The sequence below is a fragment of the Streptococcus sp. ELY_86 genome (assembly GCF_058314495.1).
In genome coordinates, this window is record NZ_JBZFUK010000002.1 from 109,058 (window position 1) to 125,813 (window position 16,756).

Consider the following 16,756-nt stretch of genomic DNA (forward strand, 5'->3'; position numbering starts at 1 on the left):
GTTATTAAATACCTAATCAAGATTTGTCCTCAAAATTGAATCAAAAACTCTAACTTAGCTATTTCAGTAATATTTTTTAACGATTTAATACTATTAAAACGATTTCTAAAAACCAATCAAACTATAAAACCACTCAATAAGAATCAGTCTAGTCTAATTTGTTTCTAAATATCAACAGAGACAAATATCCCTTGAAACCAAGTGATTTCAAGGGATATTAATTTTTAATTTGTATCAATTTCAAAAAGTAGGAATTTGTAAGACATGGTAAGAATATCCTTTCTAGGGGACATCATTTTACCACCTAAATTTACTCCATTATATCATAAAAACGTAAAGATATCCGTTTTATACTTTTACGTTTTTGAACGTTAGCGATAATTTCTCAGACTGCTTTGACCGTCACTTCAATATTCCCCGAAACTGCCCGAGAATATGGGCAAACCTTATGCGCTTCTTCTAATAAGGCTTGCGCTTGATCAAGTGGTAAACCGTCAATATGACCTTCAATATCAACACCAAGAACCACGTCCGGTACTGGTCCAGTACTGACGTTATACATAGAAACAGTCGCAGAAACTGTGGCCTTATTTGTCAATTGTTGACTAGATAAGACATAGCTGAGGGCGCTGTTAAAACAACTGCTAAATCCTGCCGCAAACAATTGTTCTGGGTTAGTTGCACCAGCTACTTTTTGTCCCGGCTGCACAATTTGAAATTGAATGGAGTTATCTGGTGCGTGAACTTCACCTGTACGTCCACCTGTATTAATCATTTTTGTTGAAAAAATTTTTTTCATATTTTCCCTGCTTTCTTAAATTGGAATCTTCTATTCTTTTTATAAGAATTTACCAATATTCTTGACTAAGCGATCCATAATCACTTGAACTGGTTCGACTTTTTCAATAAAGGAAATTCCAAGTCCAAAGGATGCATAGCCTTTGCTGAGATCTCCAAAGAGCATCCCGTCGCGCATACCGATATAAGCATGCTGAGCCTCGTAAATTTCTTCTTCTGTAGCGCCGGCCTTGCTCATTTCCAGTAACTTCTCAGGAAGTTCTCCCCGTAATGAACGATAGAAAGATGGAACCGTACGATACATCAGCAAATCAGTAGCATCTGATTCAAGAGCCATTTCTTTAATATTTCCTGCTAAAACAGATTCCTCTGCCATCATAAAGGCTGTCCCAACAAAGAGCCCTTCTGCTCCCAGCACAAATGCAGCTTCTGCTGTTCGCTCATCAGCAATCCCTCCAGCTGCCATGACTGGGACACGGCCTTTGGCTGCATCAACAATCAAGGGAACAATTGAAAATGTACCAATCACATTATTAGGAACTGTTCCGCCTTCATCAAAACCAGTTGCCACGATAATATCAGCACCGCCTTCAATAGCTTCTTCAGTATTCTCAACGGTTGGTGTATGCGCTCTAAACACGACTTTAATATTATTATCATGGTATTGTTTTGTCCAATAAGGTGAAAAATCTCCAACCATTATGGCTACTTGCACCCCTTCTTCTACCATCAAATCAAGCATAGCTCTGCCGAACATATCCTCTTCACCTTCAACTGTTGGTGATACATTCAGCCCTAATGGTTTATCTGTTAATTCGCGGGCGATACGAATTTCCCGACGCATATTTTCAACCGTTTCGTCAACTGTATAGACAGCTTCCTTCTGTCCTGCGTTAAAACCAAGGACGCCCAGTCCTCCAGCTTGGCTTACTGCAGCAGCATACTTCCCATCTGTCAGCCAGTTTAGCGGACCTTGAATAACAGGGTTTTTAATACCTAAAATTTGTGATACGCGATTCATCTCAATACCTCTTTGTGATTTATTTTACAGCTTTATTGTAAGGGTTTTCTTTTGTCCAATCAATAGTTAAATGATGTATAAATGTCCTATAAGTTGCTTTTATATGGTATAATGTCCTATAAGTAAGAGGTGGCCTATGAATAAAAATGACCTGAGATATCTCAAAACAGAAAAAAACCTCAAAAGTGCCTATTTGACACTGATTGAGGAGAAACCTTGCCATGACATCATGGTCAAAGACATCTGCAAACAAGCACAGTGCAGCCGCAATACTTTCTATCTGCACTATGAAGTCAAAGAGGATCTTTATCAAACCATTATGGCAGATATTTTAGACAATTTGGCAGACTCATTTGAAACGCGTGTCAGTCACATCAGCCAAGTTGATGACAGCGTAAACCGAGCCTATACTAATGGCATTATTGACAGTATTTCTAGAAATAAGAAAGCTATCAGCATTCTGGCTGCACGCGACAAGGGGCTTTTTCTGAAGCAGTTTACTGATACCATTTTTGATAAGTGTATGCTTGGATCACAAAAGCTATCGAAAAAAGGAGACAGTCCTGCTGTCCGTCTCAACAATGCTTATCTGGCTTCTTCCATCACCGGCTTTATTTTTGAATGGCTTAAGCACCCTGACATCAGCGATACAGACGCTAAGGAACTGCTCTTTACAATTCACAGGCAGACCATGGAAACTTGTTATAAAGCTTTGTGACAAGTTTTTCTACTTTCATTTTTTTAATTTTGTCCCTTGGTCAGGAAACATCTATAGTATAACTTATTTGGGTACCTTTGTATGGCCACTGCTGAAGTTGACTTAATCATAACCTTTTACTCTTTAAGCCTTCCATTTTTCTAAAATGCTTGTTAGCCATGATTTTGCTTGTTCAAGCACCTGTTTAAGAAAATGACTATTGTCAAACGTCGTCTCACTACTTACCTGCTTCTCCTTATTCTTTGTTAAAGATTGTTCTGGAACAGTCGTTGGATCTGGTTCTGCATTGGCTGGTTCAGGAGCTATTTTAGGAGGGGCGGTATCTTGTGCAGCCGGTGTTTGTGTTTCATCAGCTTGTTCAGTACTAACTGCAGGAAAGACTTTATTGTACAGTTCCTGAGCGGTTCCACCGCTGCCTAACTGACCAGAGACAATTTGCCCCTTCTCCAGATGCAGGATAGTCGGTGTAGCATATTCCCCAATCTTTCCTCTCAAAAAATCTTTAGAAGCTGGTGTAAAGTCCGGATTATCGGTATTGAGATAATAGACCTGTCCACCAGTCATTCCATAAAACTCTTTAACAACTGGCGAGAAATCGCGACAATAATGGCAAGTTGGCCGACCAATATAGAGGGTGTAATTACCATCCTGGTCATCAAACATGTGATAGACATCAACCATGGTGACTTGTTTGAGGTCGGCAACATTTGCCTCGTATTTTTCTATAGATAGGGACTCTTGACCTTCTGTACTCTCACTCTCTGTCACTGCTGTAGCCGCCTGAGATTCCGTAACAGGGGCTTGTTGGCTCTGTTGTTCTTTAACCGCCTGATTTGAGGCTTCTTGATCAAAGGAGGTAGGTGTTTGATCCTGATTCTCTGTAGCATCCTGAGCTTGTGAAATTTCCTCAGGAGCTGGCAAGTTTTGTTTCTGTTGGTGATTCGTCTCAGCTGGAAGAATCTGTTGCTCCGTAGTTTGTCGATTTTCTTGACTATCGGTTTGCGCAGCGGCTGCAGGTACTTGCCCTTGGTCAACACTTTGACTCACTTCGTCAGCGTAAATCCTACCTCCTACTAATAACAAAGCTGTCGCTGAGAATAGTAATAATGATTTATAGTGATTCATAAATAACTTTTCCTTTCATTTGTTTGTGATTTTAAAAATCGGTGCTTATTATCCTGCCTTTGATCTAAAATCACATACTTGCAAAAAGCGGAAGCCTTCCTGTCCCTCCTAAAAATTAGATACAAAAACTAACTTTCAGAGGGGACAATATGACCTCCGTTTATCAAATATAATTATTTTTCTTTCAAAATTGGAATGATAATCATGAGAAGAAAGGTAAAAATTAATACTAATCTAAAAATATTGTCGGAAGACGACAAAGCTCTCACGCCAAATAAAACTTAAGATAAGACTAGGGAAACCTTTAGGAATTTCCTCAATATTATCTTACCATTTTGATTAACGTTTTTAAAAATTCACAAATATGAAAACAAGGCGCTGTATAACTAAGGAACTGTAACAGTGATTCTTAGAGAAGGCGCTTAATTTCTATATTAGTTTTCTAAAAAATAGGATAAAATATTGGCAGCTGCAAATACTGTAAAACCTATAACTGCTAGAATTTTTGAAATAGGCCACAGCACCCAGGCAAGCATAAAGGCAGCCGGCATAAGTACCAGTGCCTGTCGTCTGTGATTTCCTTTTTTCATTTTTAAACTCGATTCATTACATCTATCATCCCAAGCTCCCGTGCCTCCGCCGGCAATTCCAGAAATTATATCTTTATCCATTTGCTTCAAACGGTTTAAATGCTTGTGTTTTCATAATATTTAATTTTAGCTGCTTGGCAAACCGATGATATTATCCTAATTTTCAAACCATGCCCTCCTGTGTCATGACTGGTCCTTATTTTGTCGTGAGCAGTAAAAGAGAGCAGGACAGACAGTCATTATAGCTGTTTGTCCTAGATTCTAAGATATTGAGTAGTGTACAATAACTATTTTTCATCTGTTATTGTACAATACAAACCTACTTTTTCTTCCAAAATTTTACTACTAGACCAGCTAAATACAGTAATATACCAATAATTGCAAACGCTATTTACCATAAATAATTTGAAGTCATTAAAACTGTGGCACCTAGCAACAGGATTATCAACGTACATAGAACGATGGTATTTTCTTAATTGCATAAATACCTTTACTCTATAAATGTTATTATAATCTCAAATAAGTAATAGCTAAATAATATCATGAATAAAACAACAACAAACGAATAGAATTGTTTATCATTGAACCATTTTCTTTTTTTTAAACAAACTGAAATTAATAAAAAGAAGAAAAAGATAATAACTTTAATAATGAGTTCCATAGAAGTTAGTTATAGTCCTAGAAAAAAGATTCTACAATACCTACTGCGCATCCTGCTGCCATGCCAGCAGGTCCGCCCCATGCCCCAAGCAAGCATAAAGGCAGCCGGCATAAGTACCAGTGCTTGTCATCTGTGATTTCCTTTTTTCATTTTCAAATTCGCTCCATTCTTTAAAGTTAGCTATCATCCCAAACAAGAATAAAGAGTGGCACCAATAGCTACAGCTTGCACTCCAAGATACATTGAAACAGCTGGTAGGGCAGATGATGCAAGCGCTCCTGCACTTAAACAGGCGCCCTCCATTTTTCCACCCTTAATAATAATAGATAGAAAATTGTTTTAATTAAATAGATCTTCCTACAATAACTGCACAAATATTTTAAGAAATTGGATAATTAATTTACCAGCGGTTATGTCAGAAATGACTAGCAATATTACAATATCTATGGCATTACAAAATTCTTTAGATATATCTTTTTGTATCATTTATTATCCGAAAAATAAAGCAAAATATTTGCTACCGTAACCAGTATGAATCCTATAATAGCCAAAATTTTCGAAATAGGCCACAGCAGCCAGGCAAGAACAAATGGTAGTGGCAACAAGCCAAGTGAAACTAGTTTATTATTATTTCTCATTTTATTTAATCAAAGTCATTTTTCAGCGATATTAGTGTGTACAATAATGGTAGTTTGCAGCAGTAGCAAAGGCTTGTGCTCCCAAATACATTGCTGCAGCCGGTACAACAGATGAGCCAATCGCTGCAGCCCCGAGTCCTAATGCGGTTGCTGCAGATGCTAAGCAAGCTCCCGTACCTCCGCCAGCAATTTTGGAAAGCAGATCCATGTCCATTGTCTCAAATTGCTCAAATGCTTGTGTATTCATAACAAAACTCCTTTTTCATTTTTGATTTTGTTCCTTGGCCAAGAAACACCTATAGTATAACTTATTTTAATCTGTTTGTGTGGTGATTGTCGTAAATGGTATCAAATAGGTCGTGAATGGTCATTTTATTGAAAAATCAAGAGCTATTTTCCCCATTCACGACATATTTCAGGGCGTTCACGACATTCATTCCAATTCTTGTAATTTTTTTGGTATAGTGAAGGCAGATTTATGAAAGAATGGAAAGGTAAAAAGAATTGGTCCAGCACCCCGACAAATAAAAAATAGAAATATTTACATTCCTTAATCACTATGAAATACTCACTAGCTATGAACTCTCCCAAGTAAATGGCGGAATTAGTCTAGGGTTTCTTGATACTACAGCGTTACTGCAAAAGCAATCCAGTGCTAATTATCACAAAGAAAAAGGGAATCGCTAGTTAGGTTTATATAAAAAATCTGTGAAGACAAACTCCTCCACAGATTTTTTTATTCCTTATCATCTTTAACCCATCTCTTCTTCCCATATTTCCAGAGTCTGACGAAAATAATTAGTCCGCCTATGTGTTTTTAAATTAAGGTGGGGAAATTGGGAAATCAGCTGTTTAACATTGGCCAGTCCGGTTCCTCGGCTCTCCCCCTTGCTAGAGCTGCCGAGCTCATATAATTGGTTTAAATTGATCTTTTCAGAATAATCATCTAAGGAATTACCAACAATAAGAACCGTCTTGTTGCCGTCCTTAAAATAGGAAAATTGCAGGAGGTGGTCTTTTGTCCCTTGAGCAGCCTCGATAGCATTATCCATAAGGATAGAGATAATACGGATAAAATCTACTAAAGGCATATTGGGTTTGCCTATAGGGCTAACAATCTCAAGGGTTAGATCGAGACCTTTATAGTGAGCCTGATTGATCTTGGACAGCACTACACTTTTAATGGCTTCATCTTCAATCAAGGAAAGATCTCCTATATCAAACTTTGGCGATTGTACATAGTCAGAAGTCTCACTTAAGATGCCCTCATAGATTTGCCGGATACTCTCTAAGTCTCCTTGGTTAATGCTATATTGCAAACTGGCCAGAATGTTTGTATAGTCATGCCGAAAGGCACGCAAATCATTGTACAGGGACTCAATCTGGTGGGTATAAGCTATTAAATTGTTATATTGCTCTTCTTCTTTTTGAAGGAGTTCTTCTTCCAGTCCCTCATTTACCCTTTGGTTCAGTCTGACAACAAAGAATATCAAAGTAAACATAGCGATTAAAGAAATATACTGCCGAATAGTCAGTTCAGTATTTTTACTTATTACGCCAAAAAAATTGAATAATATATAGCTTAACCATTGCGTACTGTAATAAATCAATAACAAGACTGAGGTGGCTCGGAATATCTTTAATACATTATTATAAGCTGATAATTTTTGAAATTTTACAAAATCTACTTTTAAAATTCTTATAAACAATTCATTCGTTGCCACTGCTAACAGGCATTGGACTAATATCAATACCGGTGACGCAATGACATCTGCTCCCGTTATTTTGGTGACACTTGGATATATCTGACTAATGACGTTTAAGGAATAAAAGCGAGCCGTAAGTTCATATATTCCTCTAGAGTAAAGCACAATAAAAATTTTCACCCAACGTATTTCGTAGTGCTGACGGCTTCTTGAGTATAGCCAATATAAAAGAGAGAGATCAAAAAAATAATCTAAATAATAAACATTGGATAAGGGGACATATAAGAGCAAACTAATCAGAAAAAAGACAATTAAGTCTTTTTTTCGATAGCTTATTTTGGTATTTCTTTTCAGAATGAATAAACTGGTTAGCAATACAACTATTCTTGAAATATACAAGGAGATCACTACTGCCATATCACTTTACCCCACTCTTTTGGTTAGACATCAGCTGAGTGATTTTTTTGAGGTTCTTTTTACTAACACTGCATTTCTCACCATTAGGAAAATAGACAAGGCCTTTCGTTTTATCCACATGAGTCATATTTTGAGGATTTAACGCAAAAGAACGATGACACCTGACCAGAGCTGTTTTCTCAGCAATCTCTGCAATCGTACCATAAAATTCCATATAGTCGTATTTACCATGAAGGATAAGCTTATGGACTGTTTCTGAAGTTTCAATAAAGTAAATTTCATCATAAGACAGCCGAATACGGCTGAAACGATTTTCAAAAATAAAGAGACCTTCCTTTTTAGTACTAAAGTTGCTCTTAGCATAATTGAGGGTATCAAAAATCTTTTGCTTGTACAATTCTTCATTAACATTCTTATCAATAAAATCCAAGGCCGAAACCTGATACTAAAAAGTCAGAGGCATATACTCCGAGTGTGTCGTTACAAAAACAATAACAGCCGATTGGTTCATCTCACGAATAGCCTTAGCAACCTCTAACCCCTTCTTGGTCTCCTCTTTAATCTCAATATCTAGAAAAAAGACCTGATTGCTGCCCTTAACAGAGATAGCCTCTAATAGCTGTTCGGACTTCCCATGTACCTCCAGCCGATAGGGAGTGTCTGTTTCATGACCATAATTTTTGATAACAGATTCGAGGCGGCTCTGCTGCTGAAAATCATCTTCTAATATATATATGGAGAGCATTGCGAGTACTCCTTTATTACTATTGGATTGCAGATAAATAAACTGACTAATATTCTTATTTTACCTTAATATTCTTATGCTAACAGATGAAAATGTCAAGCAAGTAGATAAGGAGTAACATTCCTATTACATACAACATCATTCAAAAATTTTTCTTACACTCAGAAAATCACACATAGCTCTCAAACCATAACCGAACAAGACAGTGATTGCCGACGATAATACCGCTCCAAGCTAGAATTGAAGAAATCAGCTAGCTCTTTTCCCAAACAGCCTTATAGCCTCTCTTTCAGCTTTTCCACAAAAAGATAGGCAGCCGGGCAGGTTAAGGTATTTTTTAGGGTCAGGTGATTAATCTGGTAAATCTTTTTACGGTCTGTATGCGGAAATTCGCGGCAGGCTTTAGGGCGCATGTCATAAATAGAACAGAGATTGTCATCACCTAAGAAGGGACAGGGCATACTTTTGAAAACCTTGTCGCCATCTTCATCCACGCGCAGATACAAATCTTCAAAAACTGGAAGTCTCATGCGAAAGTGCTTGGCAATTCTGGTGATGTCAGCTTCTGTGAAGAGCGGCCCCAAAGTTCTGCAGCAATTGGCACAGGCTGTACAGTCAATTTCCTCAAATACTTGGCTGTGCACTTCCTGAACAATTCTGTCTAAATTTTTCGGGGCTTTTTTCTTCAATGCCGCCAAAAAGAGACGGTGCTCCTTTTGCTTTTGCAGGGCTAATTCATGGTATTTGTCAATATCAAGGCTTGTCTGAGGCATATCGTTGCTTTCTAAAAATGTTATCAATAACATTATAACATAGAAAAAACACCTCAATCTTTAGCTTTTCTGTCTGACTTCTAAGACAAGGTTACTAAAATACCTGCCACATAAATTTACTTCTGTACTTTATTTTCTAAAATCTTTTTCTTTCTTCTCTTAAATTCTTTATACAGATCTGTACTATTTCCATAGAAGATTAGCAAGACAGTGTCTATAAGTAACCAATAAACCTTATTGACATCATTACCAGTATTATTTAATATTTTGAAAATCAAAACTATAAGAGCAATTGCCAAAGCCATTAATACAGCTACAATTGCTGGAGTGTATTAAAAATTAATAAGGGCTCAGCTCTCATTTCCAGTTGCCTTTTTACCAAATAGGCTGACAAACCAGACAAAGCCACTGTATTCATTCAGAAACTGCGAACAGCCAATATTAAAAGCCAATCCTCTATCACCTGTATAAGTAAAATTAAATGAGCAATCTAGTGTTTTTTATGTAATTTGATAAATCTTATCAAATTACAAATGATAGTAATAATTAAAATGATTAGAACAATAATTAAGGCCGCTCGTTGAGCTTCATCACCAGTGGTAACTGCTACATATAAAAGAAGAAAAAAAGTCAAAAATGCAACTATGAGTATACCAATCTGAGTTTGGTACTGTGTAAAGCTTTGTTCTTCTATAGGACGCCTTTTTATCTCTTTATAAGCAACATAGGTTACCACGAAAGATAATCCAGACAAAACACCTAGCGGCAGCCAGAGCCATATAGCATTATTATTATCTACAGCATAGATACAAAGATGAGCATTTAAAAGCCCCATGAGGCTAGCTCCCAGTCTGATGAACCGTAAAGTAGTAGAACTTAATTTTTTCATATACATTATTATGCTTCTAGTAACTACAAATAAGCAAAGTTTAGTAACTCCGTGTACACATAATTAATGAGGAAATACTATATTCATACCTGCACCAACCGCTCCACAAACTGCGAGATGGGCGGGAACAATAATACCATTAGTCGCACAAGCAGTTACACCCTGAGCAGCACCAGCAACACCGGAAAGAAATAAATCTCCATTTCTCTTACTGCCCCCAAAAATTTCTGATAATTCATTGTCATTTAAATTTCTGTAATTATTCATATACACCTCTATTTCTTTCTTATTTTCTAAGCAATCCCCAAGTGCCTACGCAATATGGAGTAATAAGAGTTGCACCTGCCAGTCCTCCAACAGCTGCTGAAGCAGTGGCACATATTCCAATTGCTGAAACTGCTTCTCCACCCAATACCTTCCCGCCTTCAACAGCAGCGAGTGCTTGGCTATCCATTGCTTCAAATTGTTCAAATATCATTGTATTCATACCAAAACTCCTTTTTCATTTTTTGATCTTATCCCTTGGCCATGAAACACTCATAGTATAACTTATTTTGATCCGTTTGTGTGGTGATTGTCGTAAATGGTATCAAATAGGTCGTGAATGGTCATTTTATTGAAAAATCAAGAACTATTTTCCCCATTCACGACATATTTAAGGGCGTTCACGACACTTGCCCCTAGCTCTTGCGAATTTTTTGCACAGTAAATATATAAGCCGCCATCAAAAAAGAGAAACCTAGGTTTGAGTCTCTCTTCTTGACTATCAGTAATTAGTAATTGACCGGAACTCAACGAACTTTAGCTTCCCAGGGAGAGGCCGTCTCTTCAAGTACCTTGTTGAGTTCGTCAATATTTCTGAATCCTTCTGTCCGCAGCCAATCTCTGGCTGCTGCTTCTCCTTTTTCAATATAAACCGGCACACAGCCTGACCAAGTCGCCCGACCGCAGAGAACACCGTTGAATTGGGCACCAGCTTCGTGAGCAAATACCAAGGTTTCTTGAAACAGCCGAGCACTGACCCCCGCACTCAGGTAAATATAAGGCAGATCAGTGGCGGCGTCTTGCTCCTGAAAGGCTTGAGCAGCCTCAGTTTTTGTGAAAAGAACCTCACCATCAGCATAGCCTTCCACAAAATGCATATCCACCGGCACTTCTACTTTCAAAACATCTACTCTAAACCGAGGGTCAGAAAAGACTGTCATAGCACCGTTTACCTTGTAAGGTTTTACTTTGGCAAAATCAGCACTGCTCTTGTCTTCAATACCTTCATCATAAGTCAGAATTTCAAGGAAGAAAGGAAGATCTTCTGCCTGGCACTCAGCCCCTATACGTTCGATATAGGCCTGCTTTTGCTGATTGACGTCGGCATTCCCATCAACATCATAATAAAGCAGAAATTTAACCGCATCAGCCCCCTGCTCTTTCAAACGTTTGACTGACCATTCCGGCAGGCAATCAGGCAGACGGCTGGTGGTTGTCGTGTCATAGCCTGTTTTTTCGTAAGCCATCAAGAGTCCTGACTGCTCATCCTTGACTTTGGCAGCAGGAAGACCGTATTCTGGATCCAGTAAGATAGATGAGGCGTATTTTGTCAGTTCCTCAGACACCAAAGCTTTCAGACGCACCATCTGTTCGCTCACCGGGGTGCTGTCTTGATAACGTGCCATCATTTTGCGAAGAGCGCCACGCTGATCAAATGCCAATGCGGAAATAATCCCCTTTCGGCTTATCTTTTCCAGACAAGCTCTTTTGTTAGGCGTTAATGTTAACATAGTACTTTTTTCATCCTACTTTCTATTAAAAACATATTGAATCAGACCCCCAATTGATCTTCGAGCAGCTCTTTTAACTCACTGGATGTCTGAGCAGCTTCAAAAGCTTTTTTGAAATCATCCCTCATCAGCAAACGCGCCAGCTGAGATAGTAATTTTAAGTGGGTTGTGCCGGCTTCGTTCTCCGGAATAAAGAGGGCAACAATATATTGAGCCGGTTTTCCGTCCATTGATTCCCAATCAATCCCTGCTGCCAGTTTTAAGATGGCAACGCCAGGCTTAGTGATAGTACTTGATTTTGCATGAGGAATAGCAAAGCCGTCCATCATTCCTGTCGTTCCTTCTGCTTCTCTGCCTTTTAACGCTTTTAAAACGTCGTCAGCTTCTTTCGCATAGCCTTCTTTAACGACCAGCTCAGACAGATAACGAAAAACGCCTTCTTGACTTTCCAAAGTCAAAGCGATTTTAATTAGCGATTCATCAATCATACTGTCCACCTCCTTTATGCTTTCTTAACTTTTGATTTTTGGATAAAACCCATAAGAATGCCTGAAACCACGGCACCGATGGCGATAGCCAGTACCCAGAGAAAGGCGTGCGTAACAACCGGCAGGACCAAAAAGCCGCCGTGCGGAGCAGGTACTTTCACCTTCCACATATAAGTCAGAACAGCTCCTATGGATGAGCCTAGCATAAGAGTGGGAATGTTGCGCAGCGGATCTTTGGCAGCAAAAGGAATGGCGCCTTCAGTAATATGGGTAGAACCCAGAATAAGATTTGCTAAGCCGGCATTACGGTCTTCAGCGCTGTAGGAATCTTTAAAAAGAGTGGTTGCAACAAAGGTTGTCAGCGGCGGTACAATACAAGCCGCCGACACTCCAGCCATAAAGGAGGTATTTCCCTGCGCCAAAAGGGCTGTTCCTGTAACATAGGCCGCCTTATTAACAGGTCCGCCCATATCAAAAGCACTCATGCAGCCAATAATAATACCCAAAACCAGCGGATTGGCATTTTCAAAGTCAGCCAGCCACTTCATCAAGCTAGTATTCACCCATACCATCGGAGAATTAATGAGGGCCATGACAAGACCTGTCAGCAAAACACCAAACACAGGATAAAGGAAAATTGCTTTCAAGCCATCTAATGACTTTGGCAGACCGCTGAATACTTTCATTAAGACTAAAACGATGTAACCTGCAGCAAAACCGCCGAGTATTCCTCCCAAAAATCCGGAACCGCCGTTTGCCGCCATCAAACCGGCTACAAGACCGGCTACAAAGCCTGGACGTTTGGCAATGGACTCAGCAATAAAGGCAGCTAAGACCGGCGTCATCATGCCCATGGCCACACCGCCAATATCGGTTTTTAAAAGGGCTGCAAACCAGTTATACTGAGCGCTGCTTTTGTCAGCGGAATAAATTCCAAAGAGAAAGGAAACAGCTACCAGCACACCGCCGGCTACAACAAAGGGCAGCATGTGCGAAACACCGTTCATTAAATGTTTATATATCTGGCGGCCGATACTTTCCTGCCCAGGATTATCTTTGCTTTTTGAGAATTCTTTTTGCTGCTTGCCTTCTTTAATACGGCCTTTGCCGGCAAGAGCATCGTCAATTAACTGATCGGCTTTTTTGATACCGTCTGCTACAGATACTTCAATCAGGCGCTTGCCGGCAAAACGCTCGGCTTGAACGTCTTTATCCGCTGCAATGATAACCGCATCTGCTGCAGCAATTTCTTCCGGTAACAGGGCATTTTCCACACCAACTTGTCCATGCGTTTCAACTTTGATGCTGACCCCTCTGTCAGCTGCTGCTTTTTCCAAAGCTTCCTGTGCCATAAATGTATGAGCAATTCCTGTCGGGCAGCCAGTTGCTGCAATAATTTTATATTTTGCCATTTTCTAACTCCTATATCTGATGACATTTAATTTGTTTTTGCAATAATTCAACATCGCTAAAATCTGTCAAGCCGCTTCGAAAAGCTGTCGATGAGCCGGCCGCAACGCTTCTCGGCAATACAGCAGCAATGGTCTCCTCTTTGATCAAGCCTGCTAAAAAGGCTGCAAGCAGGGTATCACCTGCACAGGCTGTATTGACGACTTCACCTTGCGGGGCGTTGCATTCAAAGACATCCAAAGCTGAATTCACAGCCACAGCACCTGCTCCGCCCAGTGAAACCAGAATGTTTTGGGCGCCTCGCTTTACCAGTTCCTTAGCACAGTCAATGACTTCATTGTGGCTGAGCGATTCTTTGCCAAACCAGTCGGCCAGCTCTTCTTCATTGGGTTTCAGCAGGTAAGGCCTGTAGGCTAAACTCTCCAAAATCGTCGGGTGACTGACATCGAAAATCAGATGCAGGCCTTTCTTCTTACCGATTTTAGCGATTTCTGTCAAAATTTCAGGCTTCACGCCTCGGGGCAGACTTCCTGAGACGACCAGATAATCTCCCTCCTCGAAACTTTTGATTTGTTCTAAAAGTTTTCTCTGAGCCTCTGTACCGACCAGCGGACCCCGGTTAACCAGTTTGAATTCTTTGTGATCGGCATTTACTTTGGTAAAGACATTGATACGGGTGAGACCGTCAACCTCAACAAACTGCGCCCCGATATCTTTAGACACTAAGGTATCAGCAATGAACTTGCCTGTAAAACCGCCTGCAAAGCCAATAGCCGTTGTCGGAATGCCCAGCTGCTTCATGATAAAGGAAACATTGACCCCTTTCCCGTTGGCTTGAACATCGTCGGATAAGGTACGATTCACTTTTGAGGCCAGCATGTGCTCAGTTTCGATAAACAAATCAATAGCCAAGTTCATCGTACACGTGTAAATCCTCGACATTATTTCCCTCCTCTCGTTTTTTTGATATAATCTTTTTACAGTCCTTATCTTACTATTTTATTGTTGAAAGTGTTTCCAAAAATAAGGGGAAGTCTGAAACGATTTTCAGGAGTTGTCATGAACAAACCAACAAAGCTGACAGATACCGAAAACTATCTCTGGTCTTATATCACTAAAAATACCGGTTCTATTGCAGATTACAGCATTTCCGAGCTCAGTGAAGCAGCCAATGTTTCAAATGCCACGATTACAAGAACCCTTCAGAAGAAAGGCTATACCGGTTTTTCTGACTTTAAACATTCTATTCTTATTCAAAAGAAAGATCAGCTCAACATCCTTGACTGTAAAAAAATGACCATGGATACCAAGCATTCCATCGTCAAAAATTATCAGGAGGTTGTCAGAACCCTAAACATGCTTGATGTAGATGCTTTAGAACAAGCTATCCCTCAGCTGACTGCAGCTAAAAGGATTATTATTTTTGCCAGAGGGTTTTCCGAAATGCTGGGCAATGAGATGCTGGTGAAATTTCAGCTGCTGCATAAATACTGTGAGATGCATACCGATCCAAATATCATTGTGCCTGTCAGCAAACAGCTGTCGCTGCATGATTTTGTTCTCTTTATTTCCTTAAACGGTGAGACCGCATCTCTTGTTGCGGCAGCCAAAAACTGCCAAAAAAACAAGATTCCCAATCTATTAATCACCGCTAACAAATCCGGAAGTCTGGCTAAATTTGCCGGATTAACAATATACGGCTTTAAAACAGAACTGTCCTATTTCCCGGATTTCGAGGTGCATTCCCGCCTGCCGCTTTATATTTTAGGCAGAGTTTTACTGGATACGTTTTCAGCCAGTATCCAATCAAAATAAAAACCATCTTCTGCTGAATGCAAAGATGGTTCCAATTGTTCTGTTGCTGTATTCATATAACCAGTGCTGCGGCAGCGCTAAAACTTGCTCTGCCGCTGGCACTGTCTATTTTTGAGGGATTTGTCATGACTTTTGAACAACTGCTCTATGCCGAAATTTTAGCACAGCACCATTCCATGCAAAAAGCTGCCGATGCACTCCACATCAGCAAATCCGGTCTGAGTCTAGCCATCACTCAGCTGGAAAACGAATTGGGGGTCAAACTTTTTGAACGTTCAGCTAAAGGAACTTATCTGACGAAAAACGGCCGCCAGCTTCTGGCTTCTATTTCCGATATTCTGCGGCATAAAAATAATCTTGAGAGTACTGCCAAACAAATCGCTGCTCATGATTATCAAAGAGTGGCTGTTCATTATATGAATACCTTGTTAAAACCCTTTATGACACCTTTTATCAGGGATTTTCATACTAAGTACAGCCACGTTCAGTTTGACATCAGCTGCCACGAGCTGGATTCTATCATCAGGCGCCTTCACAGTCAGGAAATTGATGCTGGTTTTATTGCCATCAAACAAAGTGATGACGACTTGCTGCAGCATCTGATTTTCACACCTGTCTGCGACACTAAGCTAAAGCTCATCTGTTCTCCGAACAATCCGTTGAGCCGATTAAAGCGGCCTATTACACTGGAGGATTTAAAAACCCAAAAATTTAGTCTTTTTAATGACCGCTTTCACGATAGCTTGTTTGAGCGCCTTCAGTTTCAAGGCGGTCCTTTGCAGCTTGTCCTGCGCGTTGACGATGCTTGGGCTATGAAAGAAGCTATCAGCAAACTCAATACCGTCTGCTTTGGCAGAACCCTGCAAAGCAGCCTCTCCAGCAGTACCGACTTTTCAGAATTTGTCAGTATTGATATCGGTCATCTTATTGATGATAATTTTAAACTCGGCTGGCTGACGAATCCCAACCACATGTTATCAAGCAAAGCTCAAGATTTAATGGCGGACATTACCGCTGAGATACAAATTTTAAACACTTAATACAGTGACTCGATACGTCAACAGTCTAAACTTATTGAATAAAGTAATAAAAAAGGAATACAGCAAAACACAAAAATTGATTTTGGCTGTATTCTTTTTTCTTTTACCAAAAACAGACAAACTAGATCCGACAAGCCAAAATCTGGT

The 16,756-nt window shown here is 39.7% G+C and carries 19 protein-coding genes; 3 read left to right on the plus strand and 16 right to left on the minus strand.

Features of this window, described 5'->3' with window-relative positions; genetic code table 11:
- Nucleotides 1-385 precede the first annotated feature (385 nt).
- Nucleotides 386-799, minus strand: a complete 414-nt coding sequence (locus AC4HAN_RS03545; protein ID WP_491091221.1) for an Ohr family peroxiredoxin — start codon at nucleotides 797-799, stop codon at nucleotides 386-388.
- Between the two features lie 39 nt (nucleotides 800-838).
- Nucleotides 839-1,819: an NAD(P)H-dependent flavin oxidoreductase gene (locus AC4HAN_RS03550; RefSeq protein WP_491091222.1), complete on the minus strand. Its 981-nt coding sequence runs from the start codon at nucleotides 1,817-1,819 to the stop codon at nucleotides 839-841.
- 136 nt (nucleotides 1,820-1,955) lie between these two features.
- Here AC4HAN_RS03550 and AC4HAN_RS03555 point away from each other — a divergent pair, with 136 nt between their 5' ends.
- The gene (locus AC4HAN_RS03555; RefSeq protein ID WP_491091223.1) at nucleotides 1,956-2,537 is read left to right on the plus strand and encodes a TetR/AcrR family transcriptional regulator; all 582 of its coding nucleotides are present in this window, start codon (nucleotides 1,956-1,958) and stop codon (nucleotides 2,535-2,537) included.
- Between the two features lie 123 nt (nucleotides 2,538-2,660).
- On the opposite strand, the gene AC4HAN_RS03560 is transcribed toward AC4HAN_RS03555, so the two are convergent.
- From AC4HAN_RS03560 to pfkB, 14 genes are all read right to left on the minus strand, one after another.
- On the minus strand, nucleotides 2,661-3,662 hold the full coding sequence (locus AC4HAN_RS03560; RefSeq protein WP_491091224.1) for a DUF6568 family protein: 1,002 nt from the start codon (nucleotides 3,660-3,662) through the stop codon (nucleotides 2,661-2,663).
- Nucleotides 3,663-4,096: 434 nt separating this feature from the next.
- Nucleotides 4,097-4,333: a hypothetical protein gene (locus tag AC4HAN_RS03565; protein WP_491091579.1), complete on the minus strand. Its 237-nt coding sequence runs from the start codon at nucleotides 4,331-4,333 to the stop codon at nucleotides 4,097-4,099.
- Nucleotides 4,334-5,582: 1,249 nt separating this feature from the next.
- On the minus strand, nucleotides 5,583-5,798 hold the full coding sequence (locus tag AC4HAN_RS03570; RefSeq protein WP_491091225.1) for a Blp family class II bacteriocin: 216 nt from the start codon (nucleotides 5,796-5,798) through the stop codon (nucleotides 5,583-5,585).
- Between the two features lie 505 nt (nucleotides 5,799-6,303).
- Nucleotides 6,304-7,674 (minus strand): sensor histidine kinase, encoded by a 1,371-nt coding sequence (locus AC4HAN_RS03575; RefSeq protein ID WP_491091226.1) that lies wholly within the window; start codon nucleotides 7,672-7,674, stop codon nucleotides 6,304-6,306.
- Nucleotide 7,675: 1 nt separating this feature from the next.
- The gene (locus AC4HAN_RS03580; protein WP_491091227.1) at nucleotides 7,676-8,104 is read right to left on the minus strand and encodes a LytTR family DNA-binding domain-containing protein; all 429 of its coding nucleotides are present in this window, start codon (nucleotides 8,102-8,104) and stop codon (nucleotides 7,676-7,678) included.
- Between the two features lie 15 nt (nucleotides 8,105-8,119).
- Complete coding sequence (locus AC4HAN_RS03585) at nucleotides 8,120-8,419, minus strand: response regulator (protein WP_491091228.1); 300 nt, start codon at nucleotides 8,417-8,419, stop codon at nucleotides 8,120-8,122.
- Between the two features lie 275 nt (nucleotides 8,420-8,694).
- Nucleotides 8,695-9,192 carry a YkgJ family cysteine cluster protein gene (locus AC4HAN_RS03590; protein ID WP_491091580.1) on the minus strand — a complete coding sequence of 166 codons (498 nt, stop codon included), beginning with the start codon at nucleotides 9,190-9,192 and terminating at the stop codon, nucleotides 8,695-8,697.
- Between the two features lie 490 nt (nucleotides 9,193-9,682).
- Nucleotides 9,683-10,081, minus strand: coding sequence for a hypothetical protein (locus AC4HAN_RS03595; RefSeq protein WP_491091229.1), 399 nt, complete (start codon nucleotides 10,079-10,081; stop codon nucleotides 9,683-9,685).
- Between the two features lie 63 nt (nucleotides 10,082-10,144).
- Nucleotides 10,145-10,360, minus strand: coding sequence for a Blp family class II bacteriocin (locus AC4HAN_RS03600; RefSeq protein ID WP_491091581.1), 216 nt, complete (start codon nucleotides 10,358-10,360; stop codon nucleotides 10,145-10,147).
- 7 nt (nucleotides 10,361-10,367) lie between these two features.
- Nucleotides 10,368-10,568 carry a Blp family class II bacteriocin gene (locus AC4HAN_RS03605; RefSeq protein ID WP_491091230.1) on the minus strand — a complete coding sequence of 67 codons (201 nt, stop codon included), beginning with the start codon at nucleotides 10,566-10,568 and terminating at the stop codon, nucleotides 10,368-10,370.
- Nucleotides 10,569-10,872: 304 nt separating this feature from the next.
- Nucleotides 10,873-11,856: a tagatose-bisphosphate aldolase gene (gene lacD / locus AC4HAN_RS03610; protein WP_491091231.1), complete on the minus strand. Its 984-nt coding sequence runs from the start codon at nucleotides 11,854-11,856 to the stop codon at nucleotides 10,873-10,875.
- A gap of 41 nt (nucleotides 11,857-11,897) precedes the next feature.
- The gene (locus tag AC4HAN_RS03615) at nucleotides 11,898-12,344 is read right to left on the minus strand and encodes a PTS sugar transporter subunit IIA (RefSeq protein WP_491091232.1); all 447 of its coding nucleotides are present in this window, start codon (nucleotides 12,342-12,344) and stop codon (nucleotides 11,898-11,900) included.
- A 14-nt stretch (nucleotides 12,345-12,358) separates the two neighbouring features.
- Nucleotides 12,359-13,756 carry a PTS fructose transporter subunit IIC gene (locus AC4HAN_RS03620; RefSeq protein WP_491091233.1) on the minus strand — a complete coding sequence of 466 codons (1,398 nt, stop codon included), beginning with the start codon at nucleotides 13,754-13,756 and terminating at the stop codon, nucleotides 12,359-12,361.
- 10 nt (nucleotides 13,757-13,766) lie between these two features.
- Nucleotides 13,767-14,696: a 1-phosphofructokinase gene (pfkB, locus tag AC4HAN_RS03625; RefSeq protein ID WP_491091234.1), complete on the minus strand. Its 930-nt coding sequence runs from the start codon at nucleotides 14,694-14,696 to the stop codon at nucleotides 13,767-13,769.
- A 117-nt stretch (nucleotides 14,697-14,813) separates the two neighbouring features.
- On the opposite strand from pfkB, the gene AC4HAN_RS03630 reads away from it, so the two are divergent.
- Complete coding sequence (locus AC4HAN_RS03630; RefSeq protein WP_491091235.1) at nucleotides 14,814-15,569, plus strand: MurR/RpiR family transcriptional regulator; 756 nt, start codon at nucleotides 14,814-14,816, stop codon at nucleotides 15,567-15,569.
- Nucleotides 15,570-15,694: 125 nt separating this feature from the next.
- The gene (locus AC4HAN_RS03635; protein ID WP_491091236.1) at nucleotides 15,695-16,609 is read left to right on the plus strand and encodes a LysR family transcriptional regulator; all 915 of its coding nucleotides are present in this window, start codon (nucleotides 15,695-15,697) and stop codon (nucleotides 16,607-16,609) included.
- The last annotated feature ends 147 nt before the right edge of the window (nucleotides 16,610-16,756 follow it).